General features: G+C 67.5%; 27 protein-coding genes and 2 tRNA genes. 12 read left to right on the forward strand and 17 right to left on the reverse strand.

Going from position 1 to position 25,586, the window contains the following annotated elements; translation table 11 throughout:
• The first annotated feature begins 42 nt into the window (after positions 1–42).
• Genes QUV18_RS14010 through QUV18_RS14020 form a run of 3 tightly spaced genes read left to right on the forward strand, consistent with a single transcriptional unit; the run spans position 43 to position 3,464 of the window.
• The gene (locus tag QUV18_RS14010) at positions 43–789 is read left to right on the forward strand and encodes an RNA methyltransferase (protein WP_300894602.1); all 747 of its coding nucleotides are present in this window, start codon (positions 43–45) and stop codon (positions 787–789) included.
• Between the two features lie 58 nt (positions 790–847).
• The gene (gene ctaA, locus QUV18_RS14015; RefSeq protein ID WP_300894603.1) at positions 848–1,987 is read left to right on the forward strand and encodes a heme A synthase; all 1,140 of its coding nucleotides are present in this window, start codon (positions 848–850) and stop codon (positions 1,985–1,987) included.
• A 4-nt stretch (positions 1,988–1,991) separates the two neighbouring features.
• Positions 1,992–3,464, forward strand: coding sequence for a carboxypeptidase M32 (locus QUV18_RS14020; protein ID WP_300894604.1), 1,473 nt, complete (start codon positions 1,992–1,994; stop codon positions 3,462–3,464).
• A gap of 12 nt (positions 3,465–3,476) precedes the next feature.
• Here QUV18_RS14020 and QUV18_RS14025 read toward each other — a convergent pair whose 3' ends face one another.
• Positions 3,477–4,349 (reverse strand): hypothetical protein, encoded by an 873-nt coding sequence (locus QUV18_RS14025; RefSeq protein WP_300894605.1) that lies wholly within the window; start codon positions 4,347–4,349, stop codon positions 3,477–3,479.
• Between the two features lie 361 nt (positions 4,350–4,710).
• On the opposite strand from QUV18_RS14025, the gene QUV18_RS14030 reads away from it, so the two are divergent.
• Positions 4,711–5,337, forward strand: coding sequence for a thiamine phosphate synthase (locus QUV18_RS14030; protein WP_300894606.1), 627 nt, complete (start codon positions 4,711–4,713; stop codon positions 5,335–5,337).
• A 68-nt stretch (positions 5,338–5,405) separates the two neighbouring features.
• Here the strand turns inward: QUV18_RS14030 and QUV18_RS14035 are convergent, their stop codons facing one another.
• From QUV18_RS14035 to QUV18_RS14045, 3 genes are all read right to left on the reverse strand, one after another.
• A complete protein-coding gene (locus QUV18_RS14035; protein WP_300894760.1) occupies positions 5,406–6,209 on the reverse strand; it encodes a lysophospholipid acyltransferase family protein in 804 nt (267 codons plus the stop codon).
• Between the two features lie 50 nt (positions 6,210–6,259).
• Positions 6,260–7,027, reverse strand: a complete 768-nt coding sequence (locus QUV18_RS14040) for a GNAT family N-acyltransferase (RefSeq protein WP_300894607.1) — start codon at positions 7,025–7,027, stop codon at positions 6,260–6,262.
• A 120-nt stretch (positions 7,028–7,147) separates the two neighbouring features.
• The gene (locus tag QUV18_RS14045) at positions 7,148–7,330 is read right to left on the reverse strand and encodes a DUF3553 domain-containing protein (protein WP_300894608.1); all 183 of its coding nucleotides are present in this window, start codon (positions 7,328–7,330) and stop codon (positions 7,148–7,150) included.
• Positions 7,331–7,359: 29 nt separating this feature from the next.
• Here QUV18_RS14045 and QUV18_RS14050 point away from each other — a divergent pair, with 29 nt between their 5' ends.
• A complete protein-coding gene (locus QUV18_RS14050; protein ID WP_300894609.1) occupies positions 7,360–7,959 on the forward strand; it encodes a histidine phosphotransferase family protein in 600 nt (199 codons plus the stop codon).
• Here QUV18_RS14050 and QUV18_RS14055 read toward each other — a convergent pair.
• The 9 genes from QUV18_RS14055 to QUV18_RS14095 all read right to left on the reverse strand — a co-directional run bounded on the left by QUV18_RS14055 (position 7,956) and on the right by QUV18_RS14095 (position 16,921).
• The gene (locus QUV18_RS14055; RefSeq protein WP_300894610.1) at positions 7,956–9,221 is read right to left on the reverse strand and encodes a glutamate-5-semialdehyde dehydrogenase; all 1,266 of its coding nucleotides are present in this window, start codon (positions 9,219–9,221) and stop codon (positions 7,956–7,958) included. The genes QUV18_RS14050 and QUV18_RS14055 overlap by 4 nt on opposite strands.
• A gap of 47 nt (positions 9,222–9,268) precedes the next feature.
• Positions 9,269–10,375 carry a glutamate 5-kinase gene (gene proB, locus QUV18_RS14060; protein ID WP_300894611.1) on the reverse strand — a complete coding sequence of 369 codons (1,107 nt, stop codon included), beginning with the start codon at positions 10,373–10,375 and terminating at the stop codon, positions 9,269–9,271.
• On the reverse strand, positions 10,363–11,400 hold the full coding sequence (obgE, locus tag QUV18_RS14065; RefSeq protein ID WP_300894613.1) for a GTPase ObgE: 1,038 nt from the start codon (positions 11,398–11,400) through the stop codon (positions 10,363–10,365). The genes proB and obgE overlap by 13 nt, the downstream gene beginning before the upstream one ends.
• A gap of 33 nt (positions 11,401–11,433) precedes the next feature.
• On the reverse strand, positions 11,434–11,973 hold the full coding sequence (locus QUV18_RS14070) for a GNAT family N-acetyltransferase (protein WP_300894614.1): 540 nt from the start codon (positions 11,971–11,973) through the stop codon (positions 11,434–11,436).
• 139 nt (positions 11,974–12,112) lie between these two features.
• Positions 12,113–12,382: a 50S ribosomal protein L27 gene (gene rpmA, locus QUV18_RS14075; RefSeq protein WP_300894615.1), complete on the reverse strand. Its 270-nt coding sequence runs from the start codon at positions 12,380–12,382 to the stop codon at positions 12,113–12,115.
• A 24-nt stretch (positions 12,383–12,406) separates the two neighbouring features.
• On the reverse strand, positions 12,407–13,132 hold the full coding sequence (gene rplU, locus QUV18_RS14080; RefSeq protein WP_300894616.1) for a 50S ribosomal protein L21: 726 nt from the start codon (positions 13,130–13,132) through the stop codon (positions 12,407–12,409).
• Between the two features lie 209 nt (positions 13,133–13,341).
• On the reverse strand, positions 13,342–15,216 hold the full coding sequence (locus QUV18_RS14085; protein ID WP_300894617.1) for an FAD-dependent monooxygenase: 1,875 nt from the start codon (positions 15,214–15,216) through the stop codon (positions 13,342–13,344).
• Positions 15,217–15,248: 32 nt separating this feature from the next.
• A complete protein-coding gene (locus QUV18_RS14090) occupies positions 15,249–16,076 on the reverse strand; it encodes a DUF2059 domain-containing protein (protein ID WP_300894618.1) in 828 nt (275 codons plus the stop codon).
• Positions 16,077–16,078: 2 nt separating this feature from the next.
• On the reverse strand, positions 16,079–16,921 hold the full coding sequence (locus QUV18_RS14095; RefSeq protein WP_300894619.1) for a DUF2059 domain-containing protein: 843 nt from the start codon (positions 16,919–16,921) through the stop codon (positions 16,079–16,081).
• Between the two features lie 121 nt (positions 16,922–17,042).
• On the opposite strand from QUV18_RS14095, the gene QUV18_RS14100 reads away from it, so the two are divergent.
• Positions 17,043–17,132, forward strand: a tRNA-Ser gene (locus tag QUV18_RS14100).
• 194 nt (positions 17,133–17,326) lie between these two features.
• Here the strand turns inward: QUV18_RS14100 and guaB are convergent.
• Positions 17,327–18,775, reverse strand: coding sequence for an IMP dehydrogenase (gene guaB / locus QUV18_RS14105; RefSeq protein WP_300894620.1), 1,449 nt, complete (start codon positions 18,773–18,775; stop codon positions 17,327–17,329).
• 184 nt (positions 18,776–18,959) lie between these two features.
• Here guaB and speB point away from each other — a divergent pair, with 184 nt between their 5' ends.
• Positions 18,960–19,919: an agmatinase gene (gene speB / locus QUV18_RS14110; protein WP_300894621.1), complete on the forward strand. Its 960-nt coding sequence runs from the start codon at positions 18,960–18,962 to the stop codon at positions 19,917–19,919.
• 109 nt (positions 19,920–20,028) lie between these two features.
• On the opposite strand, the gene yidD is transcribed toward speB, so the two are convergent.
• From yidD to rpmH, 3 genes are read right to left on the reverse strand one after another with little or no spacing between them, the layout of a single operon-like run.
• Entirely contained in the window at positions 20,029–20,268 is a 240-nt protein-coding gene (yidD, locus tag QUV18_RS14115) for a membrane protein insertion efficiency factor YidD (RefSeq protein WP_300894623.1), read from the reverse strand.
• Entirely contained in the window at positions 20,265–20,666 is a 402-nt protein-coding gene (gene rnpA / locus QUV18_RS14120) for a ribonuclease P protein component (protein WP_300894624.1), read from the reverse strand. The genes yidD and rnpA overlap by 4 nt, the downstream gene beginning before the upstream one ends.
• A gap of 23 nt (positions 20,667–20,689) precedes the next feature.
• Positions 20,690–20,824, reverse strand: a complete 135-nt coding sequence (gene rpmH / locus QUV18_RS14125) for a 50S ribosomal protein L34 (protein ID WP_012177012.1) — start codon at positions 20,822–20,824, stop codon at positions 20,690–20,692.
• A gap of 304 nt (positions 20,825–21,128) precedes the next feature.
• Between rpmH and QUV18_RS14130 the strand changes: the two genes are divergently transcribed.
• The 5 genes from QUV18_RS14130 to QUV18_RS14150 all read left to right on the forward strand — a co-directional run bounded on the left by QUV18_RS14130 (position 21,129) and on the right by QUV18_RS14150 (position 25,526).
• Positions 21,129–21,860, forward strand: coding sequence for a VTT domain-containing protein (locus QUV18_RS14130; RefSeq protein WP_300894625.1), 732 nt, complete (start codon positions 21,129–21,131; stop codon positions 21,858–21,860).
• Positions 21,853–23,280, forward strand: a complete 1,428-nt coding sequence (locus QUV18_RS14135) for an FAD-dependent oxidoreductase (protein ID WP_300894626.1) — start codon at positions 21,853–21,855, stop codon at positions 23,278–23,280. The genes QUV18_RS14130 and QUV18_RS14135 overlap by 8 nt, the downstream gene beginning before the upstream one ends.
• A gap of 12 nt (positions 23,281–23,292) precedes the next feature.
• Entirely contained in the window at positions 23,293–24,684 is a 1,392-nt protein-coding gene (locus QUV18_RS14140) for a HAMP domain-containing sensor histidine kinase (protein ID WP_300894627.1), read from the forward strand.
• A gap of 60 nt (positions 24,685–24,744) precedes the next feature.
• Positions 24,745–24,821: transfer RNA gene (locus QUV18_RS14145), tRNA-Arg, on the forward strand.
• Between the two features lie 132 nt (positions 24,822–24,953).
• Positions 24,954–25,526, forward strand: coding sequence for a dimethylsulfonioproprionate lyase family protein (locus QUV18_RS14150; protein WP_300894628.1), 573 nt, complete (start codon positions 24,954–24,956; stop codon positions 25,524–25,526).
• Positions 25,527–25,586 lie beyond the last annotated feature (60 nt).

Consider the following 25,586-nt stretch of genomic DNA (forward strand, 5'->3'; position numbering starts at 1 on the left):
CAAGGCGCTCGCTTAAGAGGCGTGCGGTAAAGGAGAGTGCCCATGCCGACAGAGACCCCGCAGCCCGCCTTCGTGCTGGTCCGCCCGCAGATGGGCGAGAATATCGGCGCCGCCGCGCGGGCGATGTGGAATTTCGGGCTGGACCGGATGCGGATCGTGGCGCCGCGCGACGGCTGGCCCAACTCCAAGGCCGCGGCGATGGCGAGCGGCGCGGGGCGGTTGCTGGACGAGGCGGTATTGGCCGACGACCTGCCCGAGGCGCTGGCGGATTGCTCCTACGTGTTCGCCACGACCGCGCGGGTGCGGGGGCTGACCAAGCCGGTCTTCGCGCCGGAGCGGGCGATGCAGCTGGCGGCCGAGAAGATTGCCGCCGGCGAGAAGGTGGCGGTGCTGTTCGGGCCGGAGCGGGCCGGACTGGAGAACGAGGACGTGACGCGGGCCAATGCCATCATCAGCGTGCCGGTGAACCCGGAGTTTGCCAGCCTGAACCTTGCGCAATGCGTGCTGCTGACGGCTTACGAGTGGCGGCGGGCGAGCGGTGAGGTCGAGATGGAGCGGACCGACATGGCCGGCGCCGACTGGGCCACCCAGACCGAGGTGGAGAAGCTGGCGGATCATTACGAAGAGCGCATGGAAGAGGCCGGCTTCTTCTTCCCCGAGCACAAGCGCGAGGGCATGAAGATCAACCTGCGCAACATGTGGAGCCGGATGCCCCTGACGGGCGCCGATGTGCGGATGCTGCACGGGGTGCTGCGTCAGATGGTCCGCTGGAAGGACCGGGCCGAGTGAGCTTGAAGCGGGCGCGTGGCGGCACTACCCTCCGCCGGAACAAGGGAAAGGGTCGGGGATGAGCGGCAAGCGCAGCATTTTCGAAGAGGTGGGCGAGGAGACGCCCCGGCGCGAGGCGCCGAAGGGCGGCATGATCGACAAGGGCCGGCGCGGCGCGCGTGGCGCGGTGCGGGCGTGGCTGCTGGTGCTTTTCGCGCTGGTGGTGGTGATGATCGCCGTGGGCGGGCTGACCAGGCTGACCGATAGCGGGCTCTCGATCACCGAGTGGAACGTGGTCAAGGGCGCCCTGCCCCCGACCGACCAGGCCGCGTGGGAGGCCGAGTTCGAGAAATACCAGGCCATTCCCGAGTACCAGTTGCAGAACAAGGGCATGAGCCTCGAGGAATTCAAGACGATCTACTGGTGGGAATGGGGCCACCGGCAGCTTGGCCGGGTGATCGGCCTTGTCTGGGCGCTGGGGTTCCTCGGCTTCCTGCTGACGCGGACCATCCCGCCGGGCTGGACCGGGCGGCTTCTGGGCCTTGGCGTGCTGGGCGGGGCGCAGGGGGCGATCGGCTGGTGGATGGTGTCCTCCGGTTTGACGGGCCAGATGCTCGACGTGGCGAGCTACCGGCTGGCGGTGCATCTGGGACTGGCCTTCGTCATCCTCGGGTTGATCGCGTGGTATGTCTTCAGCTTGGGCCGCGAGGAGCGGGAGCTGATGCAGGCCCGCCGGGGCCGCGAGCCGAAGCTCTTCAGCCTGTCGACGGGATGGATGCATTTCGCCTTCCTGCAGATCCTGATCGGCGCGCTGGTCGCCGGCATCGACGCGGGCCGCACCTTCACCGACTGGCCGCTGATGGCGGGGGGGTTCCTGCCGGTGGATTTCTGGATGAGCGACCTTGGCTGGCGCAACCTGTTCGAGAACCCCGGCTTCGTGCAGTTCACCCACCGGATGGCGGGCTACCTGCTCCTGGCCTTCTCGGTCATGGTCTGGCTGAAGGGCCGGCGCAGCGCCAACACTGCCACCCGCGCGGCCTTTACCGGCGCCTTCATCGCGCTTTGCGCACAGGTGGTGATGGGCATCGCCACCGTGCTTTACGCGGCACCCTGGCAGGTGGCGATCGTGCACCAGCTTCTGGCGGTGGCGGTCTGGGTGCTTATCATCCGAGCGCGGTTCCACAGCCAGTATCCGCTGGCGCAATCGGTCAGGGGGTAAGACCATGGCGGCCTATGACGAGCTGATGGCGCATGAGCGCGAGACACAGGCGCTGGCCCAGGTGGCCGGGCGGCTGAGCTGGGACCAGGAGACGGTGATGCCGCGCGGCGCGGCCGAGCAGCGCTCGGAGGAATCCGGCGCGATGGAGGCGGTGCTGCATGCCCGCCGCACCGATCCGCGCGTGGGCGACTGGCTGGCGGCGGCCGAGGCGCCGGATGACGTGGGCGAGGCGCAGCTTCGGCAGATCCGCCGGGCGCATGACCGGGCGCGGAAGGTGCCGGCCAGCCTTGCCACGGCGCTCGCCCGGCTCACCAGCCGGTCACAGGGCATCTGGGCCGCGGCGCGGGCCGCGGATGACTTTGCCGCCTTCGCCCCCACGCTGGAGGAGGTCGTCCGCCTCAAGCGCGAGGAGGCGGCGGCGCTGGCCGAGACCGGCACGCTCTACGACGCGCTGCTCGACGATTTCGAGCCGGGCGCCACGGCGGCCATGCTGGAAGCCATGTTCGAGGACATGCGCCCCGGCCTCGTCCAGCTTCGCAAGCGCGCGCTCGAGGGGGCGGCGGCGGAGGGCGTCAGCGGCACATACCCCGCCGATACCCAGCTTGCCTTCGCCCGCGACCTTGCCGCGCGGTTCGGCTATGACGGCACGCGCGGGCGGCTGGACCTTGCGGTGCATCCGTTCTCCTCGGGCTCCGGCGACGACGTGCGGATCACCACGCGGACGGCGGCCGACGACCCGTTCAACTGCATCTATTCCACGATCCACGAGACCGGGCATGCCTGTTACGAGCAGGGCGTCGACCCGGCCTTCCGCCTGACCCCGCTGGGCCAGGGCGTGTCGATGGGCGTGCATGAGAGCCAAAGCCGGATCTACGAGAACCAGCTCGGCCGCTCGCCCGCCTTCTGCCACTGGCTTTTCGGCGAGATGCGGGACCGCTTCGGTGATCTCGGGGTGGCGGACGAGGCGGCCTTCTACCGCGCCGTCAACCGCGTGCATCGCGGCTATATCCGGACAGAGGCGGACGAGGTGCAGTACAACCTGCATATCATGCTGCGCTTCGACCTCGAGAAGGCGCTGGTCTCGGGCGACCTCGCGGTGCGCGATCTCGAGGCGGCGTGGAACGACCGGTTCGAGACGGATTTCGGCTACAAGGTGGACCGCGCGGCCAACGGCGTCCTGCAGGACGTGCACTGGTCGGTGGGGCTCTTCGGCTATTTCCCCACCTACAGCCTCGGCAATGTCTATGCCGGCTGTCTCTACAAGGCGCTGCGGAACGCGGTGCCGGATATCGACGGCCACCTCCAGCGCGGCGATCCGACACCGGCCACCCGCTGGCTGCACGAGAACTTGCAGCGCCATGGCGGGCGCTATCGCCCGCGCGAGGTGATCACCCGCGCCTGTGGCGGAGAGGAGCCGTCGGCGGGGCCGCTGATGAGCTACCTCGCCGACAAGTTCTGCGCCCTCTACCCGGGCTGAGGCCGCCCTGCCCTAGCGCGCCGCGCAGACCGTGGCGCGGGCGTTCGACCAGCAGCCGCCGCTGCCGAGGCGGAAATCGTCGCCCAGCGGGGATTGCGCGTGAAGCGCGCCGGGGATTTCGTTCCACCACGCCCCGGCGCGGCCGGTGCCGTCGGGCTGCACCTCGGCGAAGTAATCGCCCAGCCCGTCCGTCCGGTTGGTGTTGATCCAGAAGCCGCCCGACCCGTCATTGGCCAGCCAGATCGGACAGCCCGAGGGCTTGTCGACAAAGACCTGCCCGTCGACCACCAGCCGGCAGCTTCCGGAGATCACCTGCGGCCCGGCCGAGGCCTGGCTCGCCGTGCCCGCCGCCGCACTGCCGGCCTCCTGCACGCAGGCATAGGTGTCCTTCGTCGCCCGGTTCGAGCCGGTCAGCGGAAAGGCCATCTCGGTCGGCCCATCGCCGGAGTCGTAGCCGAAATGCACCGTGTCGGCATTGGCAAAGGCGTCCAGTTCCCCCCACGGCTCGCTGTTGGGCAGCCTGAGCGCGCGCCAGGTGAAGCCGTTGTGGTCGGTCACGGGCTCCATCGCATAGGTCTCTGCCGTCGCGCGATCGCCGTCGAACCACATCTGCACGTCGATCGCGAAGGGCGAGGCCGCCGAGGCGTAGCCCGAGAACCCGATCATGGTCTCGGCCGCGTCGTGGCGGAAGAACAGCCCCTCCTCCGACCCGGTGAGGCGCATCGCCTCGCAGGCCACGACCTGGCCGCCGTTGCTCAGTTGGGTGATCTCCCAGCCATTGGCGCCACCAAAGGCCACCGCCTCCTGTGCTTTGGCCGGAAGGGTGGCCAGCCCGAGGCCACAGGCCAGGCAGGCCGCGCGCGCGGCCCATTGCATGAAACGCATTGAAATGTCTCCGGATGTCTCGAAATGTCAGGGTCCCGATGCCGGCCTTCGGCGGAAATGTCCGAATTGCCCCACCGGCCCGTTCACCCTTGCGCGGCGCCGGTGTCCGGATCAAGAACTTCCCGCATTGCGAACAGGCGATTCCGCACGCCCCCCCCGCTTGACACGCTCCGCCCCCGCTTCTTCTTGGCAAAGGGCTCCGCCCGTTCGCGGGCGAAACGCTCCGCCGGAGCGTTTCCGGGAGGCCCGCTCACCCCCCGCCGGGGGCGTCCCGCCCCCGCCGTCAGCGCCACGCCAACTGGCATGGACGCAGGGTTTTTTCCAAGTTATAGCACCCCGGATAAACACAAGGAGCGCCCGGATGGCCGAGCCCGAGCAGCCGCAGATCTATCTCATCACCCCGCCCGAGATCGAGCTCAGCCGGTTTCCCGACACGCTCGCCCGCGTGCTCGACGCGCAGGAGGTGGCATGTATCCGCCTCGCCCTCTCGACCCATGACGAGACCCAGCTTTCCCACGCCGCCGATGCCTGCCGCGAGGTGGCGCATGCCCGGGATATCGCCATCGTCATCAACACCCATTTCATCCTGGCCGAGCGGCTGGGTCTCGACGGGGTGCACCTGACCGATGGCGCGCGCCAGATCCGCACCGCCCGCAAGGCGCTGGGCGCCGACGCGGTGGTGGGTGCCTTCTGCGGCACCTCGCGCCATGACGGGATGACCGCGGGCGAAGCGGGTGCCGATTACGTCAGCTTCGGCCCGGCGGGCGATACCGTGCTGGGCGACGGGTCGCGGGCGGAATTCGAAGTGTTCGAATGGTGGTCGCAGATGATCGAGGTGCCGGTGGTGGCCGAAGGGGCGCTCGACGAGGATCTGATCCGCCGCCTCGCCCCGGTGACCGACTTCTTCGGCATCGGCACCGAAATCTGGGGCGCCGAGGACCCGGCCGCCGAACTGGGCCGGCTGGTCGCGGCGATGGGCGACGTGTGACGGTCGCTGGCACCGACGTTATACCGACAAAATACCGACGTGATACCGACGTTGCGTTTGCAGCGTTTTCAAGGGGTTGGCCGCGCCTCACCGCCCGCCACCTGCCGCTCTGTCGGCATGCCGGAGCGAACGACCCCCTCCACATGCGCCGCCAGCGCCTTGCGGCTGGCAAAATCGGCAACCTTTACAGGGGTATGGTAGACGACCTTCACCCTGCCATTCCGCCGTGCCGCCAGCAGTTTCAGCGCGTGAGAGCCGAAATCCATATCCCCCCACCAGCCGTAAAAGCGCGGGTCTTCCCCCCCGGGCGCATGATAGATCACCGTCACCGGCTGGATATGCAGTTCGTCGCGCAGATTCTCATTGAAGAACGCCTGGAACAGCGTTGATTTGAAAGGCAGAACCCGGAACCCGTCGGTTGACGTGCCTTCCGGGAAAAACAGCAGCTTGTGCCCCGCCAGAAGCCGTTCCTCGAACACCTGCTGCTGCGCCTTCGCAGCCCGCGGATCGCGGGTGATGAACACCGTCCCGGTGATCTTCGCCAGGAACCCGATGCCCGGCCAGCCCGCCACCTCGGCCTTCGACACGAAGTAGACCCGCTTCCGCGCATTGAGCGAGAAAATATCGAGCCATGACGCATGGTTGGCCACCACCGCGCCGCGCTCCGCCATCCGCTCGCCCACCGCCTCGTGCCGCATGCCCAGCACGAAAAACGCCGTCCGGCAGACCGCCTGCGTGATGAACGGCGTCCACGGCCGGTGCAGCCCGTAAAGCGGCCGCTCGACCAGACGCAGCGCCATCATCGCCACCACGCCCAGCAGCAGCACCGCCACCAGCACCACCCCGCGCAGCCCGGCCCGAAGCCACCCCATTGCCGTGATCCTGTGGGGCGGCGCGGGCTCCTCGGGCGACCAGGTGAAGCTCACGCCGTAATGCCCTTGGAGTAAATGTTTTTCTGCGTTTGGCTCAACCGCTCGGTATCCATCACCAGGCAGATATCGGTGGTGTTGAACGCGTGGTCGATGAACGCCCCGTCGCCCACGTAGCCCCCCAGCCGCAGGTAGGCCTTGATCAGCGCCGGCACCTGCAGCATCGCCGCGCGCCGGTCGATCCGGTCCTCGGGCAGCAGGTTCATGGCCTGATAATGCGCCGCCTGTGTCCGGACGCGCAGCGCCTCGGGCGCGAGGTGGCGGTGATGGAGCATCGACAGCGGCTGGGACAGCGCCTCGATGTCGGTGCCATGGAAACTGGCCACACCGAAGAGGATTTCTATCTCGTTTTCCGTGACATAGCGCGCCAGCCCGTTCCAGAGGTGATACATCGCGGCCCCCCCGCGATAGGACGGCGCCAGGCAGGAGCGGCCCAGCTCCATCAGCCGCCGGCCGCTCTGTTTCAAGGGCGTCAGGTCATATTCGTCCTCGGAATAGAACTGCCCCACGGCGCGCGCCTGGTCGTCGCGCAGCACGCGGTAGACGCCCACCACGTCGCCGCCGCGGGTGTCGTCGGTCAGGATGATATGGTCGAAATAGGGGTCGAAGCGGTCCCGCTCCAGCCGCGCGTCATGGTCGACCAGCGGCCCATCGCCGCCCAGCTCCTCGACGAACACCTCGTAGCGCAGGCGCTGCGCGGCCCTCAGATCCTCCTCCGAGCCCGCCAGCCTGACGCTGAACTGTTCCTGGCTCACGCCCATTGCTGCCCTCGCGCCAATGTTTGCCGCGGTTTTATGGCGCGACGGCCACGAAAGCAACGGCACTTGGCACATGCGCGCCCATGACCACTTCCGGGTGCCTTAACTTTTCCGTAACCTCTTTCATGTTTTGATCACCGGGATCAATTCGACACGGGAGCCATCGATCACGACCTTGCCAACTTCCTGGAAATTCACGGTGATGCGGCCGCCGATATTCGACTGCACCTGCCCGGTGCCCCAGTCGGGTTGATGCGGATGTTCGACCAACATGCCCGGTTCCAGGAAACTGTTAAGATCTGACATGCGATTTCCAGCCATTTCGGAGGAGCCAATTGCCCCATCCTAGCGACAAGATCGCCTCTCTCATAGGGTCTCGCATCTGCCACGACCTGATCAGCCCGGTGGGTGCCGTGGCCAACGGGCTGGAACTGCTCGAACTCTCCGGCCTGCCGAAAAGCCCGGAATTCTCCCTGGTTGCGGAGAGCGCCGGCCATGCCTCGGCCCGGATCCAGTATTTCCGGCTGGCCTTCGGCGATGCCGAGCCGGGACAGGTGGTTTCGGGGCACGCCGTGGCGGAGATCCTTGGCGCCGTGTACGAGGCGGGACGGGTCGTGATCGACTGGCAGGCGCGCGGCGATTTCGCCCGGCCCGACATCAAGGCGGTGCTGCTGGCGCTGATGTGCGTGGAACAGGCGCTGGTGGCCGGCGGGCGGATCGTGGTTGCCCGCGACGGCCCACGCTGGCACATCCGGGCCGAGGCGGACCGGCTTTCGCCCGACCCGGCGCTATGGGACCTGTTGCGCGGCGCGCCGGGCCCGGAGGCGATTCCGCCGGCAGCCGTGCAGTTCCTGCTGCTGCCGCATGTCCTGGGCGAAAGAAACGCGAGGATCGACTTCCAAGCCACGCATTTCAATGTAGAAATCCGCTTCTAGGCCCGGGTCGCGCCGTCGCCCTCGACCAGGTACTTGAAGCTGGTGAGCTGGGCCGCACCCACCGGGCCACGGGCATGCATCTTGCCGGTGGCGATGCCGATCTCGGCGCCCATCCCGAACTCTCCGCCATCGGCGAACTGCGTCGAGGCGTTGCGCATCAGGATGGCGCTGTCGAGCTCGGCGAAGAACTTTTCGGCGGCTTTGTCATCCTCGGTGATGATGCAGTCGGTGTGCTGGGAATGGTACTGCCGGATATGGGCGATGGCGCCGTCGATATCCTCGACCATCTTCGCGGCAATGATGCTGTCGAGGTACTCGCGGCCCCAATCCTCGTCACTGGCCGCCTGGGTGCCGGCAATGACCTGCAGCGCGGCATCGGCCCGCACCTCGACACCGGCGTCTATCAGCGCCCGGACCAGGCCCTGCCCGATCGTGTCGGCCACCTTGCGGTGGATGAGCAGGCACTCGGCCGCACCGCAGATGCCGGTGCGGCGGGTCTTGGCGTTCATCACCACGCGCAGCGCCTTCTCGGGGTCGGCGTCCTTGTCGATATAGATATGCACGATGCCCTCGAGATGGGCGAAGACCGGCACGCGCGCCTCGCGCTGGACGAGGCCGACAAGGCCCTTGCCGCCGCGCGGGACGATCACGTCGATCGTGCCGGTCATGGTCAGCATCTCCTTCACCGCCGCCCGGTCGCGGGTGGGGACAAGCTGGATCGCGTCCTCGGGCAGGCCCGCCGCGCGCAAGCCTTCCACCAGCGCCGCGTGGATCGCCGCCGAGGAGTGGAAGCTTTCCGACCCGCCCCGCAGGATCACGGCATTGCCCGACTTCAGGCAGAGCGCCCCGGCATCGGCGGTGACATTGGGCCGGCTCTCGTAGATCACCCCGATCACCCCCAGCGGCGTGCGCACCCGGCGGATATGCAGGCCCGAGGGCATGTCCCATTCCGCCAGCACCTCGCCGACCGGATCGTCCTGCGCGGCCACGGCGCGCAGGCCGTCGCACATGGATTTCACCCGGTCCTCGTTGAGCAGGAGCCGGTCCATCATCGCGTCTGACAGGCCCTTTTCGCGGCCATAGTCGAGGTCCTTGCCGTTGGCGGCGATCACGTCGGCACGGGCGGCCCAGAGCGCATCGGCGGCGGCTTCGAGCGCCTTTCGCTTGGTCCCGGGTTTCGCGGTGGCCAGTTGCGCCGCGGCGGCCTTGGCACGGTCGCCGATCTCGGCCATCAGGGCGGGGATGTTGTCGAGGTCTTTCATGGTCAGCGGTCCTTCGCGGGTCGGCGGGAGCGTAGCATCAAAGGCGGTCAGAACGCCATATCGTCGCGGTGGATGAGCGGCCCGCGCGCCGGGTAGCCGAGTTTTGGCTCGATATCCTGTGTTTTCAGGCCCTTGATCAACGCGGTATCGCGCGCATCGTAGCGGGTAAGTCCCTGGCCCAGTTTGCGGCCGGTGGTGTCGGCCACCTCGACAGGGTCGCCGCGCCCGAAACGGCCGGTGACGGCGGTGACGCCGGCGGGCAGAAGGCTGCTGCCGCCCTGAAGCGCACGGGCCGCGCCGTCATCGACGGTGATGCGGCCCTTGGGTTTCATCGCGGCGATCCACGCCTTGCGCTTTTGCTGCGGGTCACCCTGGGCGGTGAACCAGGTGGCAGGGGCGCCTTTTTCCAGCGCGGACAAGGGGTTGAGGACCGATCCCTCGGTGATCGCCATGTCGCAGCCGGCCGCTGTCGCGGTGCGGGCGGCCATAAGCTTGGTCTTCATGCCGCCCTTCGAGAGGCCCGAGCCGGCATCGCCCGCCATCGCCTCGATCTCGGGCGTGATCTCGGAGATGACGTCGAAACGCTTGGCCGCCGGGTCTTGCGTGGGATTGCCGGAATAGAACCCGTCGACGTCGCTGAGCAGGATGAGCTGATCGGCGCCTGCCGTCACCGCCACCTGGGCGGCCATGCGGTCATTGTCGCCATAGCGTATCTCGTCGGTGGCGACGGTGTCGTTCTCGTTGACGATGGGCACGGCGCCCAGCTTGAGGAGCTGTTCCAGCGTGGCGCGGGAGTTGAGGTAGCGGCGGCGGTCGGCGCTGTCCTCCAGCGTCACCAGCACCTGCGCGGCGCGCAGGCCGTGTTCGGAGAGCGCCCGGTCATAGGCATGGGCGAGCTGGATCTGGCCCACGGCGGCGGCAGCCTGGGATTGTTCCAGCGTGAGTTCCGTCATCGGCAGGCCCAGGGCGCCCCGCCCCAGCGCGATGGAGCCGGAAGAGACGAGGATCACGTCCGTCCCGCGCGCCCGGATGCGGGCGACGTCGGCCACCAGTGCCTTGAGCCACTCGGCGCGCAACTGCCCACTGCCACGGTCCACCAGCAGGGCCGAGCCGATCTTGACGACGATGCGCCTGGCGTCGCTCAGGGTTGCCACGGCTCGGGCTCTTCGTCCTTGGCCTTCTCGCGCAGGCGGCCATCGTCGATCTGGGCCCGGAGCGCGCGGAGCACCTCCGTCACCCCTTCGCGCGAGACGCCCGACATCAGCATGACGTTTTCCGCGCCCGCGGCCTGCACCTCGTCGCGCAGGAAGGCGCGTTCCTCGTCGTCGAGCGCGTCGATCTTGTTGAGCACCGTCACCCGCGGCTTGTCGGCCAGCGCCTCGCCGTAGGCCTCCAACTCGTTGATGATGGTGTGATAATCCTCGACCAGCGTGCCCGAGGTGCCGTCGACCAGGTGGAGCAGCACGGCGCAGCGCTCGACATGGCCGAGGAACAGGTCGCCCAGGCCGCGGCCCTCGTGCGCGCCGTCGATCAGGCCGGGGATGTCGGCCACCACGAATTCGACCCCGTCCACCTCGACCACGCCGAGATTGGGGTGCAGCGTGGTGAAGGGGTAATCGGCGATCTTGGGCCGGGCGTTGGAGGTCGCTGCGAGGAAGGTCGACTTGCCCGCGTTGGGCAGGCCTACGAGGCCCACGTCGGCAATCAGCTTCAGCCGCAGCCAGAGCGTGCGCTCGACCCCGTCCTGCCCCGGGTTCGAGCGGCGCGGCGCCTGGTTGGTGGAGGTCTTGAAGCGCAGGTTGCCCCAGCCGCCATTGCCGCCATGCGCGAGCTCGATCCGCTGGCCCACGTCGGTCAGGTCGGCGATCACGGTCTCCTGGTCCTCGTCGAGGATCTCGGTGCCGACGGGGACGCGCAGCACGATATCCTCGCCATCCTTGCCGGTGCGCTGGCGGCCCATGCCGGGCTGGCCGTTATCGGCAAAGAAATGCTGCTGGTAGCGGAAGTCGATCAGCGTGTTCAGCCCGTCGACCGCCTCGGCATAGACCGAGCCGCCCTTGCCGCCATCGCCGCCATCGGGCCCGCCATATTCGACGAACTTCTCCCGCCGGAAGCTGATACAGCCGCCGCCGCCCGAACCGGACCGGATATAGACCTTTGCGAGATCGAGGAATTTCATGCTGTCATCCTTTAGGCAAAGGTCCGGTTTGGCTCAATCCATTTTCCGGCTGTAGGTCCAGGTGGGGACCTTGGCGTTTCGGGCCACCGAGAAGGTTTCGGCATCGCCCAGGTAGCTGAAGCCGTGGTTGGTGACCACGCGGGCGGAGACCGGGTTGTCCTGGAAGACCGAGGCGAAGATGGTGCGGCATTGGCAAGGGTTGGCGGCGACAAGCGCGCCCACCGCTTCGGAGGCGACACCGGTGTTCCAGAAGGCATGCGCCACCCAGTAGCCGATCTCGCACTGGCCCTCGTCGACGCGCTTCATGCCGATGGCGCCCATCACTTCCGAGCCGCCGTCGCGCGAGCCGTCAATGACCCAGACCGTTTCGGTCCGGTCGGGGGCGGTGACGCGGGTCAGGAATGCCTCGACCGTGCCGGGCGGCAGCGGGTGCGGAATGCTCGACGTGTTGCGCGCCACGCGCTCGTCGCCGGCGTAATGCGCCAGAAGCCCCGCATCCGAGGCGCGCGGCGGACGCAGGTCGAACCGGCCGGCCGCGATGGTGGGTTGGGTGTCGATCGTCTCCAGTTTCATTGCGTTTTCCTCCCAAACGCGGGGCCCGTTGCCGGGCCCGAACCGGGGATTGGCGGGCTGTGGGCTGCAATCCTCGAACGAGAAAGGGGACCGGCCCTTGCCGATCCCCCGATGTTCTCATTACACCTATTCGGTCGGCTTACTCTGCGGCCTCCGCCACTGGCGTGACCGAAATGAAGGTGCGGCCCTTGAGGCCCTTGTGGAACGTCACCGAGCCTTCGACGGTGGCGAAGAGGGTGTGATCCTTGCCCTGCCCCACGCCGTCGCCCGGCCAGAACTTGTTGCCGCGCTGACGCACGATGATGTTGCCGGGAATGACGGCTTCGCCGCCGTATTTCTTCACGCCAAGGCGGCGGCCGACGGAATCGCGACCGTTACGTGATGAACCGCCTGCTTTCTTGTGTGCCATCTCGTTGTCTCCTATCTCGCCGGGTTACTTAGCCAGTTCCTTGGCTTGTTCAACCCATTCGGGTTTGACCTTGACGGCCTCGAAATTGTCCGCGTCCACCTTGGCCAGCTCGGCGTAGGTGGTGATGCCGGCCTCGTTCAGCTTCTTCGCCGCCGCCGGGCCGATGCCCGTGATGGCGGTGAGGTCGTCCGCGGCAGCCGGGGCCTCTTTCTTGGGCTCGGCTTTCTTCTCGGCCTTCGGTTCGGCCTTTTTCTCGGCCGGCTTGTCGGCTTTCTTGTCAGCCTTCTTGGCGACGCTCTTCTCGCCGGCTTCCTTGTTCTTCACGCGCTTGGCCATCTCGGCCTGGTCGGTCGCGTTGTCGGCATAGCGTTCCTTGCCCATGCCGGCAGCCAGGGCACCTGCGCCCACGGCGGCCTTGATGCCCGACTTGTCCGCGCCCTTCTCGAGGATCTCGGTCACGCGCAGCAGGGTCAGCTGCTGGCGGTGGCCCTTCGTGCGCTGCGAGCCGTGCTTGCGGCGGCGCTTGACGAAGTGGATGACCTTGTCGCCCTTGACCTGATCGACGACCTCGGCCTGAACGGCCGCGCCATCGACGAGCGGAGACCCGATCACGGGCGTGTCGCCGCCCAGCATCAGGATCTCGTTGAACTGCACCTTTTCACCGGCGTCGGCTGCAAGCTTTTCCACGCGGAGCATATCGCCCGACTGGACCTTGTATTGCTTGCCACCGGTCTTGAGGACCGCAAACATGTTCGTCTTCCTTTTCAACTTCCGCGTCCTGTGGCCCCCGGTTCCGGGTGTTGCGTGGGGGTCTCTCCCCCGCCTCGGACGGCGCGCCCCATGTCGTGGGCGTAATTCCATCAACCCCGCGCGGGTCACAGACCTGCCGGGATGGGCGCTTATCGGGGGATGAGGGGGCAAAGTCAAGGGGGAAATCCGGGGTTTCCGCCCCGGATGATTCAGTGTTGCGGGATCATGAAGCGGGCGAAGAAGGCGGTCAAGCCGGCATGGTCCCCGAGCGGCAGGATGGCGGCGGTGAACTGGTCGGGGCGGAGGACGATCAGGGCGCCGCGCTCGCGGTCGATGCCGCGCCGGTCGAAGATGTCGGGGCCGGTTTTCAGGTCGGGGCAGAAGGCCTTTTCGTAATCGGTGAGGCCGAAGCGGCCCCTGGGCGGGGCCAGGAGACGGGGAAGCGCGGAGAGGTCCATGTCGCGGTGATGGGGCTGGAACACGGCGCGCAGGTCGATGACCGAGTCGATATCCGCACCGTCGGGCGTATAGCGGCGCAGGGGGCTGTCGGGCGCGGTATCGAGCGCCTCGCAGATCCGGGCGATGGCGCCGCCCGGCATGCCCATGTCGCCGCGCGGGGAAAAGGCCACCAGCCGCCAGCGGCCGTCGGCCAGCATGGCATGGCCAAGCTGCATGGGTTTCGCGTCGGCCAGCCGGATGACGGGCGCGGAGTGGAACCGCATGCCGATGGGCAGGCCGGTGGCGAGGGCCTGGTGGCCGGCCTGCACGATCAATGAGGGGTCGTAACGCGCCTCGACCCCGGCGGTATAGCGGCCGTGCTTCTGGAAATACTGCTGGAACCGGGCCGAGGCGTCGGGGTCGGAGGAGCGGGAACTGAAGAGCCGGGCCATGTCGCGGTCGAACTCGATCAGTTCCTGCGCCTTGGCGCGGCGCTCGCCGGAATAGGTATGCAGCAGGTCGGGCACGGCCTGTCCGCGCAGCACCGCCGCCAGCTTCCAGCCGAGGTTGAACGTGTCGGCCATCGACACGTTCATCCCCTGCCCCGCCTTGGGGCTGTGGGTGTGGCAGGCGTCGCCGGCAATGAAGATGCGCGGGGTGTGCCCGTCGCGCGCACCGGTGCCGAGGTCGTCGAAACTGTCGCAGACCCGCTGGCCGATCTCGTAGGCCGAGCACCAGGCCACGTCGCGCACATCGAGCGTATAGGGCGACAGGATCGCCTGCGCCTTGTCGATCAGCATGTCGGCGGTGACGTTGCGGTCGGCGGCGCGTTCGGTCTCGTGCAGCTCGTCGAGTTCCACGTACATGCGCACCATCGCCCCGCCCTCGCGCGGGATGATCAGCAGGCTGCCGCTGTGGGCCGAGCGGATCGCGGCCTTGAGGCGGATATCGGGGAAGTCGGTGACGGCGAGGATATCCATCACCCCCCAGAGCTGCCGCGCGGCATCGCCCTTGAGCGTCAGCCCGAGCGACGCGCGCACCGCGCTGCGGGCGCCGTCGCAGCCGACCAAGTATTTGGCGCGGATGGTTTCGGTGACGTTATCCGGGGCTTCGAAGGTGGCGGTGACGGGGTAGTCCGGGTCGTCGGTTCGCGTGAGGCCCCTAAGGTGAAGGCCGTAATCGGGGGTCAGCCGGCGGGGCGATTTGCGCATGATATCGAGGTAGAAATCATGCACCCTTGCCTGGCTGAGGATGGTGTGGGGCATCTCGGACAGGTCGTCGGCCACGTCGTCGATCCGGTCGGTGCGGATGAGGCCCGCCCCGCCCTCTCCCGGGGCCCAGAACACGGTTTCGTTGACCCAGTAGGCCTCCTCCATCACGCGGGTGGCGAAGCCGAAGGCCTGGAACATCTCCATCGAGCGGCAGGCGATGCCGTCGGCCTGCCCCATCTTCAGCGGACCCGGTTTGCGCTCGGCGAGGCGGGTCACGATGTCGGGGAAGACCGAAAGCTGGGCCGCGAGCGTCAGCCCGGCGGGGCCGCAACCGACGATAAGCACGTCGACGTCGGAAGGGCGTTCGCCCGCGCCATCGGCCTCGGGCCGGACGCGCGGATCACCGGGGGTAAAGCCGTCGAAATGGTATTGCATCGCGCCCTCCCCCGGGCCGGTGCCCGCTGACCCTACAGCTCCTGGCTGCGCATGTGCTGGGCCACGGCCTGGCCGACGAGGTAGGACAGTTCCTCGTACATCCGGTCGAAGGTGGCAAAGAGCGCGGTGTTGAGCGCCTGCCCCTCGTCGCTGCGCCACAGGTCGATATATTCCTGCACCTCGTCATCCTCGAGCGGCTGGTAGGCGGTCAGCAGGTAGGCCCCGATCCATGCCGTGCTGTCCTCGCGCACGCCGTCTTCCTGCGACCAGACGTCGAGCAGCATGTCCTCTTCCGACATGTCATAGGCCCCGCCATCGGCCAGCCCGCGATAGAGCATCAGGTTGGAATTCAGGATGCCCATCACGTTATGCTCGATCAGGTCGCTGTCGGCGACCAGCGTGTCGATCTGGTCGACGATCAGCGCGCCCTCGCGGGCGAGCTTCTCGTATTGCTCCTTGGCGGCGTCCTCGACCTCGGGGTCGAGGAAGGCCTCGCGCGCGGACAGTTCCAGCTCGATGACTTCCGCGCCAAGCTCGGAGGTGAAGAAGGCGTTGAGCGGGGCAAGGTCCACGCCTTCCAGCCCGCGCGCCATGCGTTCCTCGACAAGGCGGCGCATCTTGCCGGTGTCGTAGATGCGTTCGACCGTGGCCTGCCAGCCGGACGGGTCGGCCTCGGGCATCATGTCCTGAGCGAGGCTTTCGGCATAGGCCAGCCCTTCCTGCCGCATGATGTCGACGGTGTCGCCCACCCGGAGCGCTTCAAGCAGCACGTCAAGGTCGGCGCGGGCCTCGGACTGTGCGGGCATCGCCCAGATTACGGCCGCGGTAAGGGCCCCGGCGGCGGCACGGATCGGCCCCATGCTCACAGCTCCTCGCCGGGGTGCATCTCGGCCATGCGGGCCGCCAGCACCTCGAAGCGGTTGGCCATGATCTCGTACTGGATGGCGTTCATCAGCTCGTAGACCTCCTGCATTTGCGGGGCTTCCAGCGCCTCGGTATAGGTCTCGATCTCCTCGAGCGTCAGGTCGCGATAGGTATAGGCGGCGTTGGCGAGCCCGGCCTCGGTCATGTCGGCGCGCATCTCGTCTTCCTGGTTGCGGATGACGGCGCGCAGGGCGCCCTCGTCGATCTCGTAATCCAGCACCCCGGCATAGGAGGCGGCCATCAGGAAGCGCACCATGATCTCCTGCACGGCGCGCACCGACTGGTCCTCGGTGTCGATGGCGTCGGCCATCCGTTCGAACATCTCGGCGCGGCCGTTGCCGGCGGCGCGCGCCTCGGCCAGAAGCTCGGCCCCTTCGGCGCGGTGCGCGGCGCTGTCCTCGGCCATGTGGGCGGCGTTTTCGAGCTGCACCAGCTTCTGGCCGAGCGGCGAGGCGTAAAACCCCGCGGCATGGCCGAGAAGCTCGTCGCTCAGGGTTTCGGACAGGATCTCGATGGCCATGTCGTGCATGGTGTCGGTGTCGAAGACCTGTTTCGTGACGCGGGCCCAGTCATGGCCGAAATCATTGGGCGACATGCCCAGCATCTCGGGCGCGTCCGAGGCCGACTGCTTGATCGATTCGAGCGCGACGTCGAAGCCGGTGACCTCGAGGAACGCCTCGAGGTTGGCACGGTCGGCGGCGCGGGCCTGCGGCGGGGCCAGCAGCGCGATGACGGCGAGTATGGCGATGAACGGGGCTTGGATCAGGGACCGTTGCGACAAGGGGGCACTCCTTCGGCCGAATTGCTCAGGTTTGAATCTAGGCAAATTCTGGCGGCAAACAATGCAAAACCCCCTTGTCCCTCGCTGGAAAGGCGATTAAACGCAGCCTCCAGACCCCCGCGGAGAGGTGCCGGAGTGGTCGAACGGGGCGGTCTCGAAAACCGTTGACCCTTCACGGGGTCCCAGGGTTCGAATCCCTGTCTCTCCGCCATTTATTCCCTGATGATGACGATGTGGTGAAACCCGGTGCCCCGGGCGCCGGTTCTCGTGGCTTCGGCGGCGTGGCGCGATGCTGTTCGCGTGGCGTCCGACAAAAAATCGCGCCCCGGAGGGCGCGATCGGACAGGTCGGTTTCAGGCTCAGCCTGGCGCGAACCAGGCTTAGCTTCGCCAGCTAACCCCTTGATTACCCGATGCGATAATTCGGGCTCTCGCGGGTGATCTGGACGTCGTGCACATGGCTTTCCTTCAGCCCCGCGCCGGTGATGCGGACGAAGGTGCAATTGTTGCGCATCTCCTCGACCGTGGCGCAGCCGGTATAGCCCATCGCCGCGCGCAGCCCGCCGACGAGCTGGTGAACGACGGCATTCGCAGTGCCCTTGTAGGGCACCTGCCCCTCGATCCCCTCGGGGACCAGCTTGTCGCTGGCGGCGTCCTTCTGGAAGTAGCGGTCGGCGCTGCCGCGGGCCATGGCGCCGAGGCTGCCCATGCCGCGATAGGCCTTGAAGGTGCGGCCCTGGTAGAGGATCACCTCGCCCGGGCTTTCATCGGTGCCCGCCAGCATCGAGCCCACCATGGCGCAGGAGGCGCCGGCGGCGATGGCCTTGGCGAAATCGCCCGAGAACTTGATGCCGCCATCGGCGATGATCGGCGTGCCGTCGGCAGCCTCGACGCAATCCATGATGGCGGTCAGCTGGGGCACGCCCACGCCCGCGACCATCCGCGTGGTGCAGATGCTGCCCGGCCCGATGCCCACCTTGATGGCATCGGCCCCGGCGCCGATCAGGGCGCGCGTGGCCTCGCCCGTCGCCACGTTGCCGGCGACGATCTGCACCTCGTTCGACAGGCCCTTGGCCCGCTCGACCGCCTTGGCGACGCCCTCGGAATGGCCGTGCGCGGTGTCGATCACGATCATGTCGACCCCGGCATCGACCAGCGCCGCCGAGCGTTCGAAGCCCGCATCGCCCACGGTCGAGGCCGCGGCACAGCGCAGGCGGCCGAGGTCATCCTTGCAGGCGGTGGGGTTCAGCACGGCCTGTTCGGTGTCCTTGAGCGTCAGGAGGCCGGTCAGCTTGCCATCCTTGTCGGTGACCAGCAGCTTCTCGATCCGGCGGGCGCGCATCAGGTTCTTGGCCTCTTCCCGGTCGGCCGGCTCGCGCAGGATGGCGAGATCGTTCGAGGTCATCATCACGTGTACCGGCGTCTCGTCGGAGGTGGCGAAGCGCATGTCGCGGTTGGTGACGATGCCTACGACGCGGCGTTTCTCGTCGACCACCGGGAAGCCGGTGAAGCCGTAGCGCTCGGTCAGGGCCTTGGCGTCGGCCAGCGTCTGGTTCGGGGTCAGCGTCACCGGGTTGTAGACGATGCCGGATTCGAAGCGCTTCACCCGGCGCACCTCGCGCGATTGTTCCTCGACGGTCAGGTTGCGGTGGATCACCCCGATGCCGCCGGCCTGGGCCATGGTGATCGCCATGCGCGATTCGGTCACCGTGTCCATGGCCGAGCTCAGAAGCGGGATGTTGAGATTGATCGACCTGGTGACGCGCGTCCGCGTGTCGGCGGTGTTGGGCAGCACGCTCGACTTGGCGGGTACGAGCAGAACGTCATCGAAGGTCAGCGCCTCACGAATCTCCATTGGGGGTCTCCATGGCAGGGATCGTTTGGCGCTTCCCTATTACATGGATCGGGGGCGGGTGAAAGGCCAATTCGTTGGCGTGGGGGCATGGCGGGGTTGCAGGCGGCGCCGGGTCTGGCCCCTTGCCGGGCGCGGGAAATCCGGCCACCGTGGCGCCGAGCGTTGCGGGACGGGAGGATGCGGCATGACGAAACACGGCTACGAGGCGGGGCGGCTCGACCTGCCCTTCGTGGGAATCTCCACCTTCGGCAAGCGGCCTTACGTGGCCGACTGGGCGGCGATCGAGGCGGATGCCGCGATCCTCGGCGCGCCGTTCGATTTCGGCACCCAGTGGCGGGCGGGCGCGCGGTTCGGGCCGCGCGGGGTGCGCGAGGCCTCGACGCTGTTCAGCTTCGGCCATGCCGGGGCCTACGATCACGAGGATGACGTGACCTATCTTCCGGGCGACGTGAAGATCGTCGACCTGGGCGACGCCGATATCGTGCATACCGACACGGTGAAGAGCCACGCCAATATCGAGGCGGGCGTGCGGGCGATCCTGAAGGCGGGCGCCCTGCCGGTGGTGATCGGCGGGGACCATTCGGTGAATATCCCCTGCATCAACGCCTTCGACGACCAGGGCGACATTCACATCCTGCAGATCGACGCCCATCTCGATTTCGTCGACGAGCGCCACGGCGTGCGGTTCGGCCATGGCAACCCGATGCGCCGGGCGGCGGAGAAGCCCTACGTGACGGGGCTCACCCAGATCGGCATCCGCAATGTCAGCTCCACCGCCAAGGAAGGCTATGACGACGCGCGCGCCATGGGCTCGGACATCCTGTCGGTGCGGCAGGTGCGCAAGCTGGGGGCGGAGGCCACGGCGGCGCGCATTCCGGAGGGCGCGCGGGTCTACATCACGCTAGACATCGACGCCTTCTGCCCCTCGATCGCGCCGGGCACCGGCACGCCCAGCCATGGCGGGTTCCTCTATTACGACGTGCTGGAGATCCTGCAGCTTGTGGCGCGGAACCACGAGGTGGTGGGCATCGACCTTGTGGAGGTGGCGCCGGATTACGACCCGACGGGCGGCACGTCGATCCTGGCGGCGCAGGTGCTGCTGAACCTGCTGGGGTTCGTGTTTCACGCGCAGCGGGCGGGGTGAGGGCGTTTTCTTCGAATACGGGTCGGAAAATTGGAATTTTCCGGCGGCGATACATTAGCTGCGTTGCGCAACATGCCGTTTTCTTTAAAAGAAAACGGTCCGAGTTCTTTTAAAGAATTCGGGTCTTTCGCTCCGGCACCGGGTCATGGCCGCACTTGCCCCACGGGTTGCACCGCGCGATCCGGCGCAGCGCCAGCCAGCCGCCTTTCAGCGCGCCGTGCCGCTCCAACGCCTCAAGCGCATAGGCGCTGCAGGTCGGTTGATACCGGCAATGCCAGCCCACCCAAGGGGAAAACACCAGCCGGTACGCCTTGACCGGCAACGAGAGGATATGGGCCAGCGGGCTCATGCGCCGTGCAGCTTGCGCAGGGCGTAGAGGAAATCGCGCTGCAGGTCCTGGAAATCGCGCGCCGCCGTCACCTCGGGCCGGCCGATCAGGGCGTAATCCCAGCCCGCGCGACCATGCTCGGGCAGAAGCAGCCTTGCCACCTCGCGCAGGCGGCGCTTGGCGCGGTTGCGGGCCACGGCATTGCCGACCTTCTTGGAACACGTGAAGCCCACGCGCACCGTCGCGTCGCCATCGCCCCGGTCACGCCCCTGCACCAGCATCGAGCCGGTGCCCTGCCGCTGCGCGCGGTTGAGCGCCAGGAAATCCGGCCGCTTGCGCAGGCGCTGGACGCAAAGAGACACCGCCGGGGGCGTATTCCCCGCTTTGTCGACGGGGGCCTCCGGCGGTGCCGTAATCATGGTAGAACCTTGAAGTCCGAGGCTTACGCGCTCAGCGACTTGCGGCCACGGGCGCGGCGCGCGTTCAGGATCTTGCGGCCCGCCTTGGTGGCCATGCGCGCACGGAAGCCGTGCCGGCGCTTGCGAACCAGGTTCGAGGGTTGAAAGGTGCGTTTCATCGCTCCGGTCTCCGGTCTTGCGGGGCCGTCTGCCGGAATCGGCGCAGCCCGGGGAATGCTTCGAAGCCCGGTCTATAATCGCGCGGCGGGCCCAAGTCAAACCCGCCCGCGCGGTTTTGCAACAAAAACCGCGCAGGCCCCGGTTCTTCTGTTACAAAACCCGGGAATCTCCGTCTTTTACCCTGTCCGGGGCCGCATTCGCCTCACCCCTCATCACCGCCGCGTGAGGCCTCTTTCCCCGGCGCGCGGCATGGCGCATCTAGGACAGGAACAAAGGGTTACGGCCATAGAACCGGACGAGGACATGGACCAGGCGAGACACGGGGGCAGACACCCCCTGGCACGGCATATACCGCTTGCCGTCATCGTGACGGCGGCCATCATCGGTTTCTTCACCCTCGGCGACCTGCTGAGTTTCGAGACACTGCGCGCCCATCGCGAGACGCTGATCGCTTTCCGCGACGCAAATTTCACAGGGCTGGCGCTGGCCTTCATCGGTATCTACGTGGTGATCGTCGCGTTTTCCCTGCCCGGTGCCGCGGTGGCCTCGGTCACCGGCGGGTTCCTGTTCGGGCTGGCGCTTGGCACGCTCTTCAACGTGATCGCCGCTTCGCTCGGGGCCATTGCCATCTTCCTGGCCGCCCGCTGGGGGCTGGGCCGGGTGCTGGCCGAGAGGATCGAAACCTCCGAGGGCACGTTGAAGAAGATCAAGGCGGGGCTCAACGAGAACGAGGTCAGCGTACTGTTCCTCATGCGGCTTGTCCCGGTGGTGCCATTCTTCGTGGCGAACCTCCTGCCCGCCCTTGTCGGCGTGCGCTTCGTGAATTTCGCGCTGACCACCGTGCTGGGCATTATTCCCGGGGCGCTGGTCTTCACCTGGATCGGCGTGGGGCTGGGCGAGGTGTTCGACCGTGGCGAAAGCCCCGACCTGTCGCTTCTGTGGGAACCGCAGGTGATCGGGCCGATCCTGGGGCTTTGCGTCCTGGCGGCGCTGCCCATTCTCATCAAGCAGCTGAAAGGCCGGAAAGATGGCTGAACCCGAGCGCCTTACCCCTGATATCCTTGTCATCGGCGCCGGCTCCGGCGGGTTGTCGGTGGCCTCGGGCGCAGTGCAGATGGGCGCCTCGGTGGTGCTGTTGGAAGGACACCGGATGGGTGGCGACTGCCTGAATTTCGGCTGCGTCCCGTCAAAGGCGTTGATCGCCAGTGCAAAGGCGGCGCACGGCCAGGCCCATTCCGCGCCTTTCGGCGTGGCGAGTGTCACGCCGCAGGTCGATTACGCCGCCGCGATGGAGCATGTGGCCCAAGCCATCGCCACGATCGAGCCGCATGACAGCCAGGAGCGGTTCGAGACACTTGGCGTCACGGTCATCCGGGAGTACGGCGAATTCATCTCGCCCAGGGAGGTGAAGGCCGGCGACACAATCATCAAGCCCCGCCGAATCGTCATCGCCACCGGCTCCTCGCCGCTCGTGCCGCCGATCCCGGGTCTCGACAGCGTGCCGTATGACACCAACGAGACCCTCTTCGACCGGCGGGAAAAACCTGATCACCTGCTGATCATCGGCGGCGGGCCTATCGGGGTGGAAATGGCGCAGGCGCATGTGCGGCTGGGTTGCAAGGTCACGGTGATCGAGGGCGCGAAGGCCCTGGGTCAGGACGACCCGGAGCTTGCGGCCATCGTGCTCGACCGGCTGCGCGAGGAAGGCGTCGAGATTGCCGAGGGCGCGCAAGCGTCGGAGATCGGCGGCACGGCCGGCGCCATCGAGGTGACGACCGGGAACGGGCGCCGCTTCACCGGCACGCACCTGCTTGTCGCCGTGGGGCGCAAACCCAATATCGACCGGCTCGCCCTCGACAAGGCCGGGATCGAGACCACCAAGCGTGGCATCAAGACCGACAGCGGCCTCCGGACCACCAACCGCCGCGCCTATGCCATCGGCGACGTGGCGGGGGGGCTGCAATTCACCCACGTGGCCAGCTATCACGCGGGCATCGTTATCCGCTCGGCCGTGCTGGGCCTGCCCGCGAAGACGAAATCGGCCCATATCCCGCACGTTACCTATACCGATCCGGAACTGGCGCAGGTCGGCCTGACCGAGGCGCAGGCGCGAGAGACCCATGGCGGCAATCTCGAGGTCATCCGCATCGACTATGCCGGCAACGACCGCGCCATCGCCGAGCGCCGGACCACCGGATTTCTCAAGGTGATGGTGGTGCGTGGCCGGCCCGTCGGCGCCTCGATGGTGGGCGCGCAGGCGGGCGAGCAGATCAGCCTCTGGGCGCTCGCCATTGCCAACAACCTGAAAATGAGCCAGATCGCGGGGATGGTCGCGCCCTACCCCACGTTGGGCGAGATCAACAAAGCGGCCGCCGGGGCCTATTTCTCTCCGCGACTGTTTGATAATCCTTTGGTGAAGAAAGTCGTGGGGCTGGTGCAACGCTGGCTCCCCTGATCCGGGCGGCATATGCGGTTTTTCAAAACTCTTTCCGGGCGTTTCCTCGTTCTGACCGCGATCTTCGTCATGCTGGCGGAGGTGCTGATCTTCGTGCCCTCCGTCGCCCGGTTCCGCGAGGATTTCCTGATGTCCCGGCTGGAGCGGGCGCAGATCGCCTCGCTGGCGCTTCTGGCCAACGAGGACATCACCGACGAGCTGCAGGAGGAGCTGCTGCTCAACGCGGGCGTCTTCAACGTGGTGCTGAGGCGCGACGCGGCCCGGCAGCTGGTGCTGAGCTCGCCCATCCCCTCGCCCATCCACGCCACCTACGATTTCCGCAATCCCGCCCCGTTGGAACTGATCGGCGACGCGCTGGCGGCACTGGCCGACCCGACGCCGCGGGTGATCCGGGTGATCGGCGAGCCGGCGCAGATGGCCGGGCTGCTGATCGAGGTGACGCTGGAATCGGCGCCGCTGCGCAGTGCGATGATCGACTATGGCCTGCGCATTCTTCTTCTGTCTGCGGTGATCTCGGTCTTCACCGCGGTGCTTCTGTTCCTTGCGGTGCGGGGGCTGCTGGTCAAACCGATCCGCCGGGTGGTGGGGCACATGCAATCCTACGCCGCCGCGCCCGAGGATGCGCGGCAGGTGATCACCCCCTCCGCCGGCGTGACCGAGCTGCGCGAGGCCGAGGAGGCGCTGAAGACCCTGCAGACCCAGCTCACCCACGCGCTGAAACAGCGGGAGCGGCTGGCGCAGCTTGGCGGCGCGGTGGCCAAGGTCAGCCACGACCTGCGCAATATCCTGACCTCGGCGCAGCTTTTCACCGACCGGATCGAGATGAGCGAGGATCCGCAGGTCAAGCGCATGGCGCCGAAGCTGGTGAACTCGATCACCCGCGCGGTGCGGCTCTGCGAGGCGACGCTGGCCTATGGCCGGGCCGAGGAGCCGGCGCCGCAGATCGAGGATATCAACCTCGACAACCTCGTCGACGACGTCATCGAGAGCGAACGGCTGGCCGTGGGCGAGGCCGGTATCAGCTTTTCCACCGACGTGCCCTCGCGCCTCACCGCGCGGGCCGACGGCGAACAGTTGCACCGGGTGCTGTCGAACCTGGTGCGCAATGCCCGGCAGGCGATCATCGGCACCGGGCGCGAGGGCGAGATCGGCATCGCCGCCTATGACGAGTCCGACGATTGCATCATCACCGTCACCGATACCGGCCCCGGCCTGCCCCCCAAGGCGCGCGAGCACTTGTTCCAGCCGTTCCATGGCGGCGCCACCAAGGGCGGCACGGGGCTCGGCCTGTCGATCGCGCAGGAACTGGTGCGCGGGCATGGCGGCGACCTGACGCTGGCGCGCACCGACGAGACCGGCACGACGTTCGAGATCCGCCTGCCCCACGCCCCGAAACCGGGCTGACAATTTTGTCCCGCACCCCCTTGCAATGACTTGCCGCACCGTCTAGATGCTCGTCTCCACGGACCGATAGCTCAGCTGGATAGAGTACCTGACTACGAATCAGGGGGTCGGGGGTTCGAATCCTCCTCGGTCCGCCACTTCCCTCCAAGGAACACGTTGCGGGACACGCCGCCGCCTCGCCGAGGGGGCGAAGACCGGCGGGTTTTGGCGCGGCGGGTTCGTAGCTATGGCGGCGCAGATGACACCCTTCCAGCCCGAGCGCGACCGTCATGACTGACCCGGCCGATCCCGCAGACCTGCTGACACGGGTGCTGTGCCAGTTGCGCGCCAGCCATCCCGACCTCGTGCAACGGCTCGCCCCGGGGCACTGGCAGGTCACGCCGGCGGGTTTTGCCCCTGCCCCCGCCTGCGCGCACCTGCCCGAGGCCGTGGCTCACTGTCCCGAGACCGGACCAATGGCCGACACGGCCCGCCGCCTCGCCGCCCTCGTCCATCACCTGCCTTGGACCGCCGATTACCCGGATCACCCGGTGCTGAAGGAGGCCTTCGCCCATGCCGTCATCGCCCGCAGCGAGGGCGCGCTGCTGGGGTGCAACCTGCTGGCCCCGCACACGGCCTACCCGGCCCATGCCCATCTCGCCTGCGAAATCTACCTTCCCGTCAACGACAGCGGTGCGCTGTTCTGGCAGGCCACCACGGGCGCCGACACGCCCGCCATCCCCGGCCAGCCTGTCATCCACGGCCCGTCGGAACCCCATGCCCTGACCACCCGCGACCGCCCTGCCCTCAACCTCTGGCTTCAGCATGGCGAGGCGCCGGGCGGGCCCACATGGTTCACCTGATCCGCCCTATCGCCTCGACACCGGCGGGCGGACCTGCTCCACTGCGGCAAACCGAAGGGG

The sequence above is a fragment of the Roseovarius sp. genome (genome assembly GCF_030373445.1).
In the GTDB taxonomy this organism is placed as follows: Bacteria; Pseudomonadota; Alphaproteobacteria; order Rhodobacterales; family Rhodobacteraceae; genus Roseovarius.